The 17,545-nt window shown below is 31.3% G+C and carries 19 protein-coding genes; all 19 read right to left on the bottom strand.

Annotation, left to right across the window (positions count from 1 at the left end):
• Window positions 1-169: 169 nt before the first annotated feature.
• Window positions 170-1,003: an acyltransferase family protein gene (locus tag ATN92_RS15265; RefSeq protein ID WP_056953534.1), complete on the bottom strand. Its 834-nt coding sequence runs from the start codon at window positions 1,001-1,003 to the stop codon at window positions 170-172.
• A 115-nt stretch (window positions 1,004-1,118) separates the two neighbouring features.
• Window positions 1,119-2,228 (bottom strand): LCP family protein, encoded by a 1,110-nt coding sequence (locus tag ATN92_RS15260; RefSeq protein WP_056953532.1) that lies wholly within the window; start codon window positions 2,226-2,228, stop codon window positions 1,119-1,121.
• Between the two features lie 123 nt (window positions 2,229-2,351).
• Window positions 2,352-3,467 carry a UDP-galactopyranose mutase gene (gene glf, locus ATN92_RS15255; protein ID WP_056953529.1) on the bottom strand — a complete coding sequence of 372 codons (1,116 nt, stop codon included), beginning with the start codon at window positions 3,465-3,467 and terminating at the stop codon, window positions 2,352-2,354.
• 15 nt (window positions 3,468-3,482) lie between these two features.
• Window positions 3,483-4,247 carry a glycosyltransferase family 32 protein gene (locus ATN92_RS15250; RefSeq protein ID WP_056953527.1) on the bottom strand — a complete coding sequence of 255 codons (765 nt, stop codon included), beginning with the start codon at window positions 4,245-4,247 and terminating at the stop codon, window positions 3,483-3,485.
• 24 nt (window positions 4,248-4,271) lie between these two features.
• Window positions 4,272-5,264, bottom strand: coding sequence for a nitroreductase family protein (locus tag ATN92_RS15245; RefSeq protein ID WP_056953524.1), 993 nt, complete (start codon window positions 5,262-5,264; stop codon window positions 4,272-4,274).
• A 31-nt stretch (window positions 5,265-5,295) separates the two neighbouring features.
• On the bottom strand, window positions 5,296-6,693 hold the full coding sequence (locus ATN92_RS15240; protein WP_056953522.1) for an oligosaccharide flippase family protein: 1,398 nt from the start codon (window positions 6,691-6,693) through the stop codon (window positions 5,296-5,298).
• 23 nt (window positions 6,694-6,716) lie between these two features.
• Complete coding sequence (locus ATN92_RS15235) at window positions 6,717-7,817, bottom strand: polysaccharide pyruvyl transferase family protein (RefSeq protein WP_056953520.1); 1,101 nt, start codon at window positions 7,815-7,817, stop codon at window positions 6,717-6,719.
• A gap of 5 nt (window positions 7,818-7,822) precedes the next feature.
• Window positions 7,823-9,121, bottom strand: a complete 1,299-nt coding sequence (locus ATN92_RS15230) for an O-antigen polymerase (RefSeq protein WP_056953518.1) — start codon at window positions 9,119-9,121, stop codon at window positions 7,823-7,825.
• A gap of 1 nt (window position 9,122) precedes the next feature.
• Entirely contained in the window at window positions 9,123-10,139 is a 1,017-nt protein-coding gene (locus tag ATN92_RS15225; RefSeq protein ID WP_056953516.1) for a glycosyltransferase family 2 protein, read from the bottom strand.
• Window position 10,140: 1 nt separating this feature from the next.
• Entirely contained in the window at window positions 10,141-11,115 is a 975-nt protein-coding gene (locus ATN92_RS15220) for a glycosyltransferase family 2 protein (protein ID WP_056953514.1), read from the bottom strand.
• A 22-nt stretch (window positions 11,116-11,137) separates the two neighbouring features.
• Window positions 11,138-11,944, bottom strand: a complete 807-nt coding sequence (locus ATN92_RS15215) for a DUF4422 domain-containing protein (protein ID WP_056953512.1) — start codon at window positions 11,942-11,944, stop codon at window positions 11,138-11,140.
• 97 nt (window positions 11,945-12,041) lie between these two features.
• Window positions 12,042-12,710 carry a sugar transferase gene (locus ATN92_RS15210; protein ID WP_056953509.1) on the bottom strand — a complete coding sequence of 223 codons (669 nt, stop codon included), beginning with the start codon at window positions 12,708-12,710 and terminating at the stop codon, window positions 12,042-12,044.
• Between the two features lie 33 nt (window positions 12,711-12,743).
• Window positions 12,744-13,529: a tyrosine-protein phosphatase gene (locus ATN92_RS15205; protein WP_056953507.1), complete on the bottom strand. Its 786-nt coding sequence runs from the start codon at window positions 13,527-13,529 to the stop codon at window positions 12,744-12,746.
• A complete protein-coding gene (locus ATN92_RS15200; RefSeq protein ID WP_056953506.1) occupies window positions 13,526-14,281 on the bottom strand; it encodes a CpsD/CapB family tyrosine-protein kinase in 756 nt (251 codons plus the stop codon). The genes ATN92_RS15205 and ATN92_RS15200 overlap by 4 nt, the downstream gene beginning before the upstream one ends.
• Before the next feature lie 8 nt (window positions 14,282-14,289).
• Window positions 14,290-15,066, bottom strand: coding sequence for a YveK family protein (locus tag ATN92_RS15195; protein WP_056953503.1), 777 nt, complete (start codon window positions 15,064-15,066; stop codon window positions 14,290-14,292).
• A gap of 249 nt (window positions 15,067-15,315) precedes the next feature.
• Window positions 15,316-15,582 (bottom strand): hypothetical protein, encoded by a 267-nt coding sequence (locus ATN92_RS15190; protein WP_056953502.1) that lies wholly within the window; start codon window positions 15,580-15,582, stop codon window positions 15,316-15,318.
• Between the two features lie 272 nt (window positions 15,583-15,854).
• Window positions 15,855-16,370 (bottom strand): PadR family transcriptional regulator, encoded by a 516-nt coding sequence (locus tag ATN92_RS15185; RefSeq protein ID WP_056953499.1) that lies wholly within the window; start codon window positions 16,368-16,370, stop codon window positions 15,855-15,857.
• A 50-nt stretch (window positions 16,371-16,420) separates the two neighbouring features.
• Window positions 16,421-16,957 carry a phenolic acid decarboxylase gene (locus ATN92_RS15180; RefSeq protein ID WP_056953497.1) on the bottom strand — a complete coding sequence of 179 codons (537 nt, stop codon included), beginning with the start codon at window positions 16,955-16,957 and terminating at the stop codon, window positions 16,421-16,423.
• Between the two features lie 338 nt (window positions 16,958-17,295).
• Window positions 17,296-17,545: hypothetical protein (locus ATN92_RS18930; RefSeq protein ID WP_234032616.1), on the bottom strand; the 250-nt coding region annotated here is incomplete at its 5' end.

The following is a 17,545-nucleotide window of genomic DNA, read 5'->3' as shown; positions in this document are numbered from 1 at the left end:
TAGTTGGTAATTATTTTATTTTTAAATATTTATTAGGATGGAAAAAGAAATTTATTATGTTTACCTTCCTTGAAAGATAACAAATAAATAATGAAGCGAACCATGATAAAATTATTGATAAAATCAAAAAGATAAAATAATTTGGAATTCCAATTTTAATCAATAAAATTTAAAAAAAGGACGTCAAAGGTAAATGTACCAGATAAATAACTATTGAATAATTTCCATACTTCTCAAAATATTCAAAAAACTTATTATTTTGAACATGGTAGAAGAAAAAGAACATCAGGAATATACTTCCAACTTTGAAAATTGCAGTATTCATTAGCATATCATTGTTTCTAAACCATGAACCGCCTAAATATATTCTTATTGCTAAACCAAAAATCGTAATTATTAAAGAAATTACAAATACCATATAATTATTCAGAATATTCATATTCCTCTTAATTAGAATTCCCATATAAAAACATGGTAACCATGAAAATGTCGCATATATAAAGTAAACTGGATTTATCAGTTGTACTACAATAAACAAAATTATGCTTAAAACTAACTGAATGTTAAAAGGAACCTTTATTATATCCATCAAACCTATAAAAACAAATATTAAAAATAATACATATAAAAACCAAAGGTAACTTATTGGCTGTTTATATATAAATATCAGACTTCCCCATGGATTCAATCTATTAACTTTCGTCAAATGCTGTAAAGATACATATAAAATTGAAAATACGATATACGGTATCGAAAAATTTACAAATTTTTTTCTAATTGAATACAGATATCCTTTATTCGATTTAGGTGACTTATATAAAAAACCTGACAGTGCAAAAAAGCATGGCATTATAAATGTATATATTATTGCCAACATCAATTTAGAAAACACATCATATTTTGGAAAAATATTTGTTCCATAAAGTTCATCTATACAATGTGCAGTCAATACAAAGAATATGGTAAATCCTTTACCAAAATCAATCCATCTAATTCTTTTCATTAAATTATCGCCCCTCAAAAGTCATTTTAAAACTTCTTTTTTGACAAAAAAATGAGAAATCACTATTCTTAAGAATCATGATTTCCCATATGTAAATATATAGTTTTCAAAAATTCTAATACCCTGTATTTGAATACCCTGAGTTGCTAGTAGTTCCCTTACTTTTTGCAGTAGAATCATTTGTAGTATTTGAACGCTGTGAACCAATATTATTAATATCTTGAACTGATTTATTGGTATTAGTACTCTGTGTTGACGGTTTAAACTCAATATTACCAGTCTTAGCGTGAGGCAAATCCAAATTCTCACGAATAAAGTTTGTTACGCGTTGTAATTCAGATTTTTTCATAACTTCCATACTTTGTTTAGCAACTTCATCGCTACTACCCTGCAAATGTGTTTCTGAGGTATGTTTTCTAACCGAATTATAATCCTTAGCAATTGTAGTTAATTCATCGAACGTTAAATCAGTTTGCGTTTGATCAGACAATGAGTTAATAAAGCTTTGATTTAATAACGTAGATACTGAACTACTCTTATGTACTAAGGCAGTAAGAACTTCCCTTTGACGAGTCTGACGACCGTAGTCGCCTTTTGGATCGTCATATCTCATACGCGAGTATGCCAAGGCCTTTTTCCCGTTCATATGAGTTTTTTCATTCTTTGTAAATGAAGATCCTTCATATTTAAAACTCAAGGACGGTGTTACATCAACTCCGCCAGCCTGGTCAATAACTTTTTCCATACCACCCATATTGATAAGTGCATAGAAATCAATCGGAATGTTCAAAAGTTTTTGAACAGTTTTAATAGCTGTCTTAGTTTGGCCGTATGAATATGCAGCATTGATTTTAGCAGGAGAAACTGACTTATATCCTGGAATATTAACAGCCGTATCACGAGGAATACTTGTTACAGTAGTCTTCTTATTATTCGGATTTAAAGTAATTACCATCATACTATCAGTACGTCCCTTATAATCTCGACCTAATGCACCGGTATCTGTTCCCATTAAAAGAATAGACACTGGCTTCTTATTCTTTAAGGCATTACTTACATCACGTTCTTTAGTCACACCTGATGGTTTAAATGAACTATTTACTGAATTCTTTACGCTTCGATAGCGCGTCATTCCATATGCTGCTCCACCCAAAACAAGTAACAATACGAATGATAAAAATACATTTCTTAATGTATGTTTTTTCTTTTTTCTATTATTATGCATCTTATCCCCCTAAAACCAAATCATCCATGTTCTAATTAATTAAACTAATACAATAAATACCCGAGCTATTACAGATAGACTATCTAATGATTCATTAAAATTTCTAGATATTCACATGGTAATCTAATTTTCAAATTCTCTTTTTACTATTTGCATTGCTGACATAATAGTTTGATCCATATTATAATAACGGTACTGTCCTAATCTACCACCAAATATAACATTTGGAAATTCATTTCTTGCTAATTTAACATAATTTGAATATAAATCTTTATTTCTTTTATTATTGATTGGATAGTAAGGATCATCCCCACGATGCCATTCTTGAGGATACTCATGGGTAATAACTGTTTTTCCATTATTCCCTTGACCAAATTCAAAATGCTTATGTTCGATGATTCTAGTAAATGGTGTATCTGAATCAGTATAATTTACAACTGCATTTCCTTGATAATTATCTTCATTCAAAACCTTTGTATCAAAGCGTAAACTACGATATTCTAATTCACCTAATCTGTAATCAAAGAATTGATCAATCATACCGGTAAAAATAATTTTATTATCAGATTTCAAATATTTGTTCTTATTTTCAAAAAAATCTGTATTAATTTTAACGTCTATTAACTCATTACTTAGTAGCTTATTAATAATTTGAGTATAGCCGCCAATTGGAATTCCTTGATATGGATCATTGAAGTAATTATTATCGTATGTAAATCTTACAGGTAATCTACGGATAATAAAAGCTGGTAAATCCTTTGCGGATTGCCCCCACTGTTTCTCTGTATATCCTTTAACCAGTTTTTCATACACATCTGGCCCTATTAAAGATAGTGCCTGTTCCTCAAGATTTTTGGGATTTCCTTCAATATGAAGCGCTTCTTTTTGACTTTCAATTTTTCTTTTGGCTTCAGTAGGTGTTATTACTCCCCATAGCTTGTTGAATGTATTCATATTAAATGGAAGGTTATAAATCTCACCTTTATAGTTTGCAATTGGACTATTTATATAATTATTAAAGTCTGCAAATTGATTAACATAATCCCATATATCCTTCATTTTAGTATGAAAAATATGAGCACCATACTTATGTACTTGAATTCCCTCTACTTCTTTAGTATAGATATTACCTCCAACATGATCTCGCTTTTCAATAACAGTCACATTATTTCCTCTTTTTGCCGCTTCGTTGGCAAATACCGAGCCAAATAAACCTGAGCCAACCACTAAGTAGTTCATATAAATCCTCCTAATTTATTGTTTTCCTCGTCCAAATAGTGGTGAATACACCTTAAATATTAAATTATATACATGAACGCCTAAATATTTTTTTATTCTTCTAGAAACCCTTGCATGCCTATATTGTTTCTCTAATGAGAATTTATTCTCTGAAACCCAGCTACTATTAAAATGATGTGTCGTATAAGCATTACCAAAATCTTTAGAATTCTTAATTTCTCCATACTGCTGAGGACAAAAAACAGAAGTTTCATAAATTATATGATTATCAATATTCTGACGTTTCCCATTAAATTTAAATCCTCTATCTTTGAAGAAAGATGTCACTATCTCAACAGTACTACTATAATTTATTGCATTTATAGCCGCATCCTTATCCATTGAAGAATATATATTCAAAATTTCACCTAAAATAGTATCCCCTTTTTCAGCAGCAAAAATTAAACCTGTATTAATCCGATCAATTTCCTCAGTAGCAAAAAAGGAGCCATTATTGACAATTTCATCTATATTCCTTAGGAACTCAACATCAACATCAACATAAATACCACCATTCTGATGAATAATATCTAACCGTGCATAATCCGATACAAAGGCAAATTTGTTCATCGAATAGGCACATCGAACAAACTCATTGGAATTTATATCGTAATTTTTCTCATTCCATTCTACAATTTTGTAATCTGGACAATATTTTTTCCAAGATGAAATTATAGATTCAAAATTATCTGGCTTTGTTCCATGTCCAAACCAGCAGTAATTAATAACTTTCGGAATCATATATTCATTTCCCCTTCTATAAAACTAATCAACAAATTTTAGTACTTCATTTGTAGGTTTTCTTGCTGATTTTGCTGCTAGTACTTCATCCTTAGGATACCCTGCCGCAACAAATGCTATTAAAACCTCTGAAGGTGAAATTCCTAATATTTTTTTTACCTTCCTTTGTTCTTCGTTAGGTAACATCGAGTTAAGAATGCATGATGCCAAGTCAAAGTATGTTAAAGAAAAATCAAAATTCATTAAAAAGAGTCCACCATCTATATATGCTTCATTTCTTTCATAACTCCCTATAAAGGATCTTCTATCGACAGTAACTAAACTTAATGTTGGAGGTAACTCATAACCATTGAATCCTTTTTGCAACCTTAACAATTCAGCTATTTTATTTTTATTACTTGTTGTGTAGACTTTCCAAGGTTGCCTATTACAGACGGAAGGTGTTTTTAAAGCCAACTTTACTGCTTCATCAAATACACTACTATCCACGCCTTTATGTGAAAATTCACGTTGCGTTGTTCGATAATATTCAAATTCTTCAAAGCTCATGTCATTTGCTTCTTTATTAACATGTTTCTCTGCACCAGCCATTTGCTTTCCAAATGAAATTTCATCAAGATTAAATAATGAATCAAAAAAAGGAGTATCAATACCCGCATTTTTATGCTTGTTTTTGTAAAATTTTAAAACGGAAATAGCATTTTGGTAAGAAAAGTCATTTTTATCAAGATTCAAACGTTCAAATTCATCTAAATTTGCCTTCAAACCAGACAGTGCTCTTTTTCCAAAATTAGGTCTAAAATGCGGATGACTAAGTCCCTTCTCCAAAGCATGCGTATGAAAAATCAATAATTCTTTAACTCCCTTATCCGAACTACCTACCAAATGGAAATTAGTTGAATTATTATATTGAACAGCATCTTCGCGAAATTCATTCTTTACACGACCATGTTCTCTAAACTCTCTATACTTAATTACCCAGATGTTGGGAACAATCTTTTTTACAAGTTCTTTCATCTCGTTACCTCTTTGATATACAATTTAATTATTAATTAAAAAATTTTGCCTTTATTCCAGAAACAACAATTCCAAGAATTTGTTTATTTAAGACAATGGAATACCCCATAGCAAATATGCAGGAAGAAATTATTGCCAAAGGTGTCTGAACCATGAATAAGCTCAATACAACACCACTGGCTATAATATTGATAAAAATGATTCTCTTTGAGTAACTCAATTTAACCATGCCTTTAACTTTCATTCTTCTATACCAATAGATGAAAAAACTTGACAGCAAGGTAGCAAATGCCGCAGCATATATTCCCATGGTCTTAATAAGGACAATATTAAGAACCAGATTAATAATGGCAGACCATACAGTGGTTGTACCCAATATCCACGTATTTTTATGGGCTGTGAAAACACCACCAAAAAAACCAGACAAATTCGAAAAGAACGTTGCAAAAAGTAATATTGGTACACAATAGATTGCACTATAATAACGATGATTGACAAAAAATCTAAAAATAATTGGCATAAATGCGGTCATTAAAAGAACTACTGAAATTAAAAAATTAATCAAATACACAAAAATCTTTTGAAAAAATGCATCACTATCATCTTTTGCAAGAGCACGTGCAGAACTTTCTTTCCATGACTGATAGAAAAAGCCATATACTGTATCCATTAATGTAGGAAATTTATAAGCTACGGCATATAAACCTGATGCACTGGCACCTAAAACATTCATTATCACAATTCTATCCGATAAATTTATAATAGACCAAGAAATACTATTTGGAATCATTGGTATTGAGTATCTAAGCATTTCTCTGTAATTCCCTGACGCCTTGAAATCTATGAAACGCCAAACATGTATTCTGAATGCCGTAAATATGGCTACCGAACTTTGTGCAATTATAAAAGCAAATAGCATACCATATACACCAAATCTAAATACAGCAATCAAAGTTACATTCAAAATAACATTCAAAATTCCTGTAATACAATTATATAAGGCATACCAATCTGTTCTTCCTATACCTCTCAAAAAAGCACTAAAAAGAGTTGCCACAACGGACGAAATCATATACATTAGGAAAACCAATATCATCACTTTATTGATAAATAGATATAATATTCCACAAATAGCACTAACTATTAAAATTCCTACTCCAGTGATTTTTACCGCTACACTAATTATCGATTTTCTTTCATTATCATTTTTTGCATCAATTAAATAACGAAACATAGACTCATCCATTAGCATAGTTGCAAAGGGAACACAAAAGGTTGAAATACTTATTATATAATCGACAGTACCATATTGGTTAGTGGTTAATAACGCCGTATATAATGGTAATAGAAAAAAAGAAACCAGCTTAGTACTCAAATTTCCTAAAGCAATTAATCCCGTGTTCTTTATAAGCCGATGTTCTTCTTTCATAACCTACTCCTCTTGATAAAAAGTTAATCATTTTTTGATAATGCTGATTTCAAAAAATTAATCGAATTCTGCTTAAGTAATTCGAGTTTTTTATTAACAGTTTTGAAGTCAATTTGATCATCCATATTAAAATTTGAATCCATTATCCTATTAGTTAATCCTAAGTTACCCAATAAATCTAACATTCTAGGAAAACTCTTCCTAGTTTTAAAAGTTGCAAATCTTTTTTCGAATATTATTGAAAAAACAGTAGCATGAAAGGAATTAGTAACTACATATTCAGCGTTCTTCAATTTAGATAGAAATTCATTTGGTGCCAAACCATATAAATTTTCAGAATTAACTGAATCAAAAATTTTCTTTTTTGTAATGTTAGATATATATAATACCTTTAGTTCTTTTTCCTTGGCTAATTTAGATACATAATCTACCAATTCATTATTTGGCTCCAAGAGATAAACAAATATGTACTTACCATCATTATCTTTATTCAATAAAGTGGAATAATCATCACTTTTTAAAAGCAGAGTGGGATCTAGTACAACTTCAAAGTCCCTATTTGTTAAGCTTTCTAGTTTTTTCTCCATACTTTTTTCACGTATTGATAAAGAATTAAAACTTTCTAACATTGGTTTTATGGTATCAAGATCTTTTTGATTTTGTCCGTTTTGTCCCATACTTGGTGCGTACGCAATTTTTTTCTTTGAAGAACTAACGAAATCCAAAAAGTAAACCGAATCTACTCCACCTGTACACTCAAAGTTCCAAATTTGATCGCTTCCAGCTACAAATGCATTCATTTCAGTATTTAAGCTTTTTAATTCTTCAATAGAGTTATACTTTTTTGAAGTTATTTTTAGATATTTCTTATGAAATTTTCTAAATGAATGTCTTCGTTTTAAATTTTTTTTCAAATATAAAATATCTGAAAGAAAAGTTTTAGGTCTATTCTTATACTGATGAATTCTAAACAATTTATAATTTTCAAAATCATACATACATATATAATCTATTATTTCCGATTCATACCCCATTTGCTCAAGTACTTTTTGTAAAGCAAAGGCCTGTAGGGTAGAACCGTAATTATATGGGTAATGCAATGTTACTGTACCCACTTTTTCCATTGTATTTACCTCAAATCCTCTGAACCATTAGTTTCATTACTTTTTAAATTCTTAAACATAAAGAACGATAGTAAAAACGCCCCGGTAAAAGTAAATGTTCCAAATTGCCATCTAAAAAAGGACGATGCTAGTATTTCAACTAGGATCATAGCTGGAAATACATATTTCTCATTTTTAAATTCTGTAGATAATACATATATCCATTTACTTAATCCACCCAAAATCAGGGAACCGATGAAGACTCCCCAAATTCGAAAATCAATATATAAATCATAAAACATAGTATCAAACGCGTTATACCAATTACCTGAATATATTTGAACCCAATTTTGTTGAGGTATATTAATTAAATTTGCAACATTTTCATATACTGGTAAATTTATTCCAAATTTGTTTAGGATCACATCCAAAAGCTGAAAGATTCCACCAAAAAATGCTAGACCATTTCCCTTAACGCCACTAGTATCTACTGTACCTATCCATCGAGATAATATTGGTAAGTTTACATTGAAATATGCATATACTGAATTGATTTTTAAAGATCCGACACTTTGAGACTTAACCCTAAACAATGTGGTAACAAAAGCAACTATTCCTAAAACTAGGACAAACATTCCAACTCTTCTAATAGTTTTCCATGGAATATCTTTCCTATAGTATCCCATAGCAAAAATAAACTGGAATAGCATAAACATAATAATTAATCGTCCACCAGTTGCTATTATGTAAGCACCAATACTTATCCAACTCATTACTTTATATTGTAACTTTAGCCTACCATGAAAGAGTTCAATAACTGCTACTGGTGCAACACAATACGTCATTGGAACATCGACAATATTATAAACATTCAACATTAGCTTAGAAGTAAAAAACTTTGTTCCATCATCATTATATGAATATAGCAAGTCTCTAATATATGCATAACTAATACCACTTCTTAAATAATTAATCATAATGACAACTAACATAATATTGAATACGGTACTGAAAACAATTATTAGTTTAATCAACCAATTTCTATAAGTTGTTGGGAAAGCACTTCCAGAATTATTTATTCTAAATGCCCCTACTAAAGTCTTACGGATTAATACAGTTCCTAAAATGAAACTTAATGTACCTATAATTACTAAATTTAAAGCTTCCTGATTTATCTGCCCATTAATCCGATATATATCTAACACATAAGTTAAAAGACACAAAACCCATGGAATTAAAAAATAAATTAATGGGTGTGTAAGATCACGTCTTATAAAGACAATGAAAATAATTATGCAGATAAAAAATATTAATAAATAACCCATCTCATTTCCCCATCCGTTTAATATGAATAACTAAACTATTCAACTTATTTTCCATAGAGTAAAACATCCCTTTAGAAAGCTTTAATAGATTTAATTCAGCTCTATACCTAGGAGAGAGAAGTTTTTTTTCTAACTTCCCATAATTCTTTGACAGAATTAATTGTAGTTTTTCATCCTCACCAAAGTCTAATCTCTGATTTGACAATGCAGCCTCTCTATATATGTCAATTATTGCTGCAATAACAGAGACTTTTAATTCAGGTAAAAATTTTGGTTTCAATTTACCTAGTTCCTTTTTTCTCAAAATCCTCGCATCCAACAAATTAAAAAAGGACTTATAACTATCGGAATGAACTATGGAATTATCTCGTTGATTATAAAAGTACAATGGTTCATCTAATAAAACTATAACTTTGGCTTTTAAGTACGTTTTATAAACCGTAGAAACGTCCTCATAAGTTGTACCCGAAGGAAATGAAATTCCTTTCCAAGTAGAGGCTTTATAAATTCTCCCCCAAGTTCTACTTCTGAACTTTCTGTCATCCAGTAATGTCTTCAAACTTGAATCACTATCTTGACGAACACATTTTCCAGAAGTATCTGGTTTTTCTATTCTATCGCCATATACAAAGTAGTTTTCACAAGCAACAATATCAGCATTTTCATTTAAAAGGACGTTCAACAATCGTTCTATCATCTCAGACTTCACCCAATCATCCGAATCAATGAATACTATAAAATCACCATGCACATTCTCTAATCCGACATTTCTAGTATCAGCTATTCCCGAGTTTTTTTTATGAATAACCCTAATACGAGCATCATGATTTGCAAGAGAATCACATAATTTATCAGACCCGTCTGTTGAACCATCATCTATTAATAAAATTTCTAAGTTATCATATGTTTGAGTACAAACACTTTTTACAGACTTTTCTAAATAACTTACTACATTGAATACCGGTATTATTACTGATACTACTGGATTTGATTTTTCCTCTTTATTTAAAGAATCCATACTATATTCCCTTTTTTACTTTAAGATAATACTTCCAAAAACAACTGTATACGGGATAGCCAAGGTATATTAAAATTAAGGCAACTTTATCCCTTGTAGGCGTCTTAGAATCACCTAGAACTTTAAATCCATTCAAGCGAATTTGTTTCACTAGTTTGTTCTTTATATCCCTATGTTCTTTAACACCTTGCATTTGGTTAAGTGTACTAATTTTAGCATAGACCCTTCTACGTAAAACAGCTCTTTCCAGCAGAGGAAATTTCTTGCTAACGTCTTTCCCCATTTGATCAGTCATACTAATCAAATCCATCTTATTCAAGCTGAACTTTCTATTAACAATAGACTTAGAGCGATATACATAATTATATTTTTCATCGCTACCAATAGAAACGTACTCTGACGCCATAATAAACTTATAAGTGGTTGAAATATCTTCAAATAATTTTCCGACAGGAAATTCTATATTCCAAAATAAATCTTTGCTATATAATTTTGCCCAAGCAGAAGTATCCACTTCATCAGAATATAAAAGTCGTTCTAATGTTTTTACAGATGAAAGTTTCTCATTTCCATGGTAAAAATGATGTTCTACTTTCCCATTAGTAAAAACAGTCCTGTGTTGGCAAATAGACATTTTTACATTATTTTTTGATAGAAGATCATAAAGATACTCGACATAATCATTATCTATAAAATCATCTGAATCAACGAAAGTAACAAAATCACCACTAGATTTACTGACTCCAAAATTTCTTGCATCGGACAATCCACCATTAATCTTGTCAAATAGTTTAAATCTAGAATCTTCATTCACAAATTCTTTACAAATACTTCTACTACTGTCTGTAGAACCATCATTAACCATTACTACTTCAATATTCTCATAAGTTTGATTTTCTACACTTTTTAAACATTTTTTAAGATATTCTTCAACATTAAATACTGGAATCACTACTGAAACTAATGGTGTATTCATAAAATCTCTCTCCAATTATTACCTAATCAACATGACTTTTAATATGTGCTTCACCATGTCCAATAACTTTTCTTTTAATAAATCCAATTCCCTTTTTAAACAATTGTTGTCCCTCTACATACAACACTGGCACTTCTACAAACGAAATCTTATTGTTCTTTAACCATACATCCAATAAAAGTTCACTTACATAGCCAAAAACTCGAGCCTCTTGCTTTGAATAATCTGATATATCTAATCTATTTTGTAATTCAAAAAGAATAGAAAATAACCACTCACAATATTCATCAAAGAATTCTGATTTCATAATAAACATATTAAACATATGAGCAGATCTTGCATTCATTACTTCATCATACGAACTTCTATATTTGGGATACATCTCGGAAATAATATTCTTTGTACATTTCAATGCCTCAGATGGATGGGCATGAACATAATGTGAGTAATTTGTTTCAATATAATATTTTCTCTTTTGAGGTAAAATAACATCAGCGCTTTTAAACAACGATTCCAAATCTGAAGTAGTTAAAATCTTATCAAAAATTTTATTTTCCCCATTAGTAAAATGATTTTCTTTACTTTTAAGATATCTGCGATAATGAACCAATCCTTTATACCTAGAATTAACATTTTTCCAGATATAGTATATTCCTGTCAATTCACTATAGTTGGAATTCAAATTAGAAATATTATCCCCTATATCATCTCTTGTAAAATTTGGTATTGTCATTTTACCCGAGGCACCAACTTGAATGGGAACATAAGAATTATCTTTCGGCATATCATATTTCTTGTGCCCGGCAACACCAATAAAAAAATCTTTCATAGTTAAACATCCTCAATTAACTTCTTTTAACAATATAAGGCCCAGTGAGATTATGCAATCAACACTCAGCCTTACAAAAAATATAGTTATAAATTTATTAATATGCCCCATTAGGGACAAAGAAAATACCGACAGTCTTGATCATAACGTACAAATCAAAAGAAATACTTCTTTTACTTATATATTTAAGATCCAAACTAACCATTTCATCAAATCCAACATCGTTTCTTCCACTAACTTGCCATAAGCCCGTACAACCAGGTTTCACAGTTAGTCTTTGCATGTCATGATCTGTATACTTAGCAACTTCTCTTGGTAAAGGTGGACGAGGTCCCACTAAACTCATTTGGCCTAACAATACATTAACTAATTGTGGAAGTTCATCAATACTATATTTTCTGATAAATTGTCCTACCCTTGTAACTCTAGGGTCGTTTTTCATCTTAAACATAGCACCTTCAATTTCATTTTGTTTCAATAATTCCTTTAAATGACTATCAGCATCAACTATCATTGAACGGAATTTAAACATTTTAAATGACTTTTTATTTTTTCCTAATCGTATTTGTGAATAAAAAACGGGGCCTTTTGGATCTTCAATTTTTATCATAACTGCGACAATCAAAAATAATGGTGATAAAATTATTAATCCTAATAAGCTTGCAACAAAGTCAAAAATTCTTTTTGACATTCGATAGATATACCTTCTATTCTGATATTCAAGATTAACAGTTGCCTTATCACTTTTATCATCAAAATATTCCATATTAAAATCCCCCCTAAAAACACTGTCTTTATACTAAAATAGCCAAAATTTCTTTTTCTTCTTAGGTAATGAAGATATCTCAATAAAATCAGTATCACCAACGTCATCACCATTGATGATATTTCTTGCATTAAGATTAAATAATTGTGCCTTGCGAAGTCCCTCTTCTTTTTCTAACTTCTCAAAGGCTTCCTTCATCAAATATCTACGCCCCTTAAAATTATGGGCATCAGATGAAAAAACAAATCCTAAATTGGCTTTAATGATTTCTTCAGTAAGTGTTTGAACCCTTTTACCAAACACACCAAGATAACTGCTACTTGTCAATTGTGTTAAACATCCCATTTTAACGAAATCATATAATTTATCAGGATCCTCTTGGATTCCTTGATTACGCTCTGGATGGGCAATAACTGGCGTTATACCACGAGTAGTTAAATCAAAAATCATGTCCGCTGTATATTCAGGAATACCATCGTGTGGCATCTCTAACAATATATAACGATTAGTTTCATCCATGAACAGAACATCATCTTTAGCAATGGCATCCATTAGTTCCCCTGTTAGATGAACTTCCTGACTAGCAAACACACTCAACGGTATGCCTGCATTATCTAAAGCTTCTTGAAATTCATTAGTCTTTCTAATCACATCTTGTTTGTGATTAGTGTATTCCCCATCCATATGGTGAGGAGTTACCAGACTATTGGTAATTCCTTGATCTACAGCTGCCTTAGCCAAATCTAATGACATCTGCATATCTTTGGAACCATCATCAACGCCTGGCAATATGTGGCAATGCAAATCAATTAATTTCATTTCTCTTTCTCAGCTCCATAGTATCCGCCATAATAACCACCATAGTATCCACCATAATAGCCTTGTGACTTTTCTTTTGTGACACGATTCATAATCACACCTAGAATATTAGCATGAACCGTATCTAATAATTGCTTAGCATGAGCAACGCCAGCTTTTTCAGCAATTCCTTGAGGTACAACCATAATTACACCATCAATTTGTGCTGCCAAGACTTGCGCATCAGTAACTGTATTAACTGGTGGCGTATCCATAATTAATAATCCAAATTTATCTTCAAGACGATTAATTAAATCCTTAGTTCTCATACTCCCAAGAAGTTCGGACGGATTAGGTGGTATTGGTCCACTAGTAATAACAAATAGATTTTTAACCATAGTTGGTTGAATAACATCTTCAAATGAAGCATTTCCCAATAAGTAACTGGACAATCCAACACGATTACTTACATTAAAGGTTTTATGGATTGTTGGACGACGAAGATCGGCATCAACAAGAACAACGGTCTCACCTTGTTTAGCCCAAGTTACCGCAACATTGTTACTTACGGTAGATTTACCTTCAGATGGAGCAGATGAAGTGAATAAAATTGAATTCAACTTTTTATCTACAGATGAGAATTGAATATTAGTTCTGATAGTATTAAATTGCTCTGAAATCGTACTGGTAGGGTCATCATAAGTAACCAAACCAACACCATTTTTCAAACTATAATTATCTAGCTTTGTAGTTTTCTTTTTAAATAATGCCATTTTATTCCCTAGACCCTTCTATGATTTCTTGAAGATTTATTGATACTCAATTTAGATTGAACTTTCTTATGTTCAACAGTTCTTTCAATATCTTTTTGATCAATTTCAGCAACAGTTCCCAAACTCGTAAGTCCTAAATCATCAGTTAAGAACGTCTCAGTTGAAACTGTTCTATCAGTTAACTCACGAATAAATGCTAATGCTATTCCTAAGATTAAGCCTATAATTACACCAGCTATAACATTTAAGGCCTTTCTAGGACTTACCGGTTTTGTATTTGCCGTAGCTTCAGAAACAATTGAAACATTATTAACACTCATAATTTTTACTACTTTTTTCTTAAAAACTTTTGCTGTCATATTAGCGATTGCTGCTGCAGTTCCTGCATCAGAAGATTTTGCCGTTACTGAAAACACTTGAGAATTCTGAGCATTACTGATGGATAACGAACTCTTTAACGCATTTATTGAACCCGGATATCCCGGATACGCGCTTACTTCCTTATTAACATCTCTTAAAACAGTAGGACTAGTAATAATATCCTTATAAGTACTAATCATCTGAACATCAGCCTGAACTTGTTGGAACTGCGCTGATTGCATATCATCTGATAATTTACGATTGACCAAAATTTGTGTAGTGGCGCTATATTTTGGTGTCATAACGAAAAAGGTAACGAAAATTGCTGCCAAAGTAACAACAATAGTTGTTCCGAAAATTGCTTTTATATGTTTGCGTAAGATGCCTACGATCTGCATCATACTAATATTTTGTTCTGATTCCACTTCGTCCTCCGAATATATACAAGTTATTGTAAATTATATACATAAAAACCCCAGCTTAATTAAAGCATGTATAAAAAAGTATAGTCCATTAGCTCGTTCCAAACAATAATTCTTGACAAATTTAAAAATTTGGCAACGTTTACCAGACGCTTTTTTCCGTTTAGTAAAGGTTAACCAGATTTTTATTTTTACTTTTTGATTAATTGTTTTTACATATATTTTGGACGACCAAGTTTAAATTTCTTAGCTTCATTTTTTATCCTTAAACAATGCCTTTCTAATCCATCTCTGGGAAAAACCATAGATGTGTGACAAATCTTTAATACTTATGGTCTTATCACTGATGCTTCCCAAATATTTTTTAAGTGTTTGACGATCATAGAGTTTCATCGGCATCTGTACTTGGGTGCCTCGGAATTCATGATAAACTTTCATCATATTATCTTCGCCAACTAAATCATAAAGAGCCTTGTATGTTGGATGTAAAACCTCGTAGCGAATTTTTTCCTTTTTCAAAATTATTTCCTCCCGAACTCCACTAATATATAAAATAGCAAAAACTTGGATACTGTAAAAATGCACGGCGCAATACAAAAAGCATGTATAAAGTCCTATGAAATGACATATTAATGGAGACTTATTATTTTTATTTTTTGTGTTTCTTCCTATTATTAATAGTTAGTTAGGCTATTAATAAAAAAGAATAACTATATTCGAACCGGTTCATTCATCTTTGTATGTTCAAATATATCGGGAGTCAAGTTCAATTGTACAAAAAAAGGACGTCATTAAACGTCGCTTTCTCGTTTTAACCACTCAATATGATTTTTTTCTCGTTCGATAGCACGCGTCAAAATCAAATAGTGACCATAATTATTTTTTATTTGTTGCTGATTGGAAAATACTGTTTGGAGTCGTATTTGCAAATGAGCATACTTATCCTGATTAATTTTTAACTCTTCAAAAATCAGTTTCTTCATCAGCGGATCTGTTTCATCCAATACAAAGTACATTTTTAGCGAGAACAAGTCCTCATCTGCTTGCAGTGGTTCTTCCATCCAGGCACGCAAAACTCCATGGCCGACTTCAGTAATTTGATAGTAAGTTGATTTACCATCTTCTTGATCAATTAACCAACCGTCCTCTTTCATACGAGCTAGTTCGGGATAAATCTGACTGTGTGATGCACGCCAAAATTCGCCAACTTCATTTTTGAATTCTTGACTGATTTGGTATCCGGATAACTTGCCTTTATTGTTTATCAATCCAAGCAATACATATGGCAAAATTCGTCTCTTAGGCATAATTCCTCCAAAAAAAATGATATACGATGTTCTCGTATATCATTCTAATACTATTTATTAATACGGTTATAATTCTTATCGAAATATTTACCATTTCTAATATCATCAGGCATCCCTTTATAAGGTGCTTCACTGATAACATCTTCGTTATCTTGACCAGCATCACCCATATATGTGATATTAGCAAATTCAGGCACAACTAATTTTGGATATGTCTCGTACTTTTCACGTGATTCTTCCATTAAATCAATATGTTCATTTTGATATGTCACAGTAATTTCTGGATGTTCTTCAACCCACTTAGGGAAAAAGATTGTTCCGTGTAATTTCTTTTCATTAGGCATGAAGTCCAAGGCTACGTCTGTACCTGTTGGTTCTGTCCAAGAAATCTTGTAAATACCTTCTGTTAACATAATGATATCAGCTTTTTGATCAGTTACCCAACGGCCACCAACCATACCACCGTGAATACGGTAGTCAACTGTGTGGTCGTTTTTTGCGTACCATTCATATTCCCAACCGTTATCGTATGTGTAAATGAAATGTGTTCCTAAAAAGTCTTCTAAAGTTTTAAATGTTTTTGTCATAGTTATTTGCCTCCTTGTGTCGTTATCGACAATTAATAGTATATGTCGATATAAACATATAGTCAAGAGCTTTGTTTTTTTAGAGATAAAAAAAGCCCTCATGCTGAGGGTTATCAAAATACTTATGCTCAATTATCACAAATCAAATTTTAAAAGTTTGATTTATTTAGTTATACTCAAGCTAGAGTCGTAAAGGGTCATTTCTCTTTATTGACTTTAGTGGCTTTAAAAACAAGTAGTATACTCCCTCTCGATTACTGGAGAAATGGAGGGTTAACTATGAGTGAAATGATAAGGTGCGTTGGGCTGTGTTTGCTTTCGCAGAATCCGTTGTTCAACTAGGTATCGCCTGCATATTTTTTGCAGTGGCCTATTGGATAATAAAAAAAGCTAACCACTAGGGTTAGCCAACCAACGAAATTTTTCGAGTCATGATTGAGATCACGGGAGCCATATTCCTGTGGTCTCTTTTCGATTACATAAATATTATAAATGATGATTATTCTTTTTGCAATCTTGAGCGGTTCTTTATTTAGATAACCAATGTTCTTGGCAATATAGTGGAAACGAGCTGCGTGAGGGCAACCT

It is taken from the genome of Companilactobacillus bobalius (assembly GCF_009764355.1).
This window is presented reverse-complemented; position numbering and strand designations above follow the sequence as displayed.

Coding starts and splice junctions, on each gene's coding strand:
- ATN92_RS15265 (WP_056953534.1), bottom strand. CDS start 1,003: ATGAAAAGAATTAGATGGATTGATTTTGGTAAAGGATTTACCATATTC.
- ATN92_RS15260 (WP_056953532.1), bottom strand. CDS start 2,228: ATGCATAATAATAGAAAAAAGAAAAAACATACATTAAGAAATGTATTT.
- glf (WP_056953529.1), bottom strand. CDS start 3,467: ATGAACTACTTAGTGGTTGGCTCAGGTTTATTTGGCTCGGTATTTGCC.
- ATN92_RS15250 (WP_056953527.1), bottom strand. CDS start 4,247: ATGATTCCGAAAGTTATTAATTACTGCTGGTTTGGACATGGAACAAAG.
- ATN92_RS15245 (WP_056953524.1), bottom strand. CDS start 5,264: ATGAAAGAACTTGTAAAAAAGATTGTTCCCAACATCTGGGTAATTAAG.
- ATN92_RS15240 (WP_056953522.1), bottom strand. CDS start 6,693: ATGAAAGAAGAACATCGGCTTATAAAGAACACGGGATTAATTGCTTTA.
- ATN92_RS15235 (WP_056953520.1), bottom strand. CDS start 7,817: ATGGAAAAAGTGGGTACAGTAACATTGCATTACCCATATAATTACGGT.
- ATN92_RS15230 (WP_056953518.1), bottom strand. CDS start 9,121: ATGGGTTATTTATTAATATTTTTTATCTGCATAATTATTTTCATTGTC.
- ATN92_RS15225 (WP_056953516.1), bottom strand. CDS start 10,139: ATGGATTCTTTAAATAAAGAGGAAAAATCAAATCCAGTAGTATCAGTA.
- ATN92_RS15220 (WP_056953514.1), bottom strand. CDS start 11,115: ATGAATACACCATTAGTTTCAGTAGTGATTCCAGTATTTAATGTTGAA.
- ATN92_RS15215 (WP_056953512.1), bottom strand. CDS start 11,944: ATGAAAGATTTTTTTATTGGTGTTGCCGGGCACAAGAAATATGATATG.
- ATN92_RS15210 (WP_056953509.1), bottom strand. CDS start 12,710: ATGGAATATTTTGATGATAAAAGTGATAAGGCAACTGTTAATCTTGAA.
- ATN92_RS15205 (WP_056953507.1), bottom strand. CDS start 13,529: ATGAAATTAATTGATTTGCATTGCCACATATTGCCAGGCGTTGATGAT.
- ATN92_RS15200 (WP_056953506.1), bottom strand. CDS start 14,281: ATGGCATTATTTAAAAAGAAAACTACAAAGCTAGATAATTATAGTTTG.
- ATN92_RS15185 (WP_056953499.1), bottom strand. CDS start 16,370: ATGCCTAAGAGACGAATTTTGCCATATGTATTGCTTGGATTGATAAAC.
- ATN92_RS15180 (WP_056953497.1), bottom strand. CDS start 16,957: ATGACAAAAACATTTAAAACTTTAGAAGACTTTTTAGGAACACATTTC.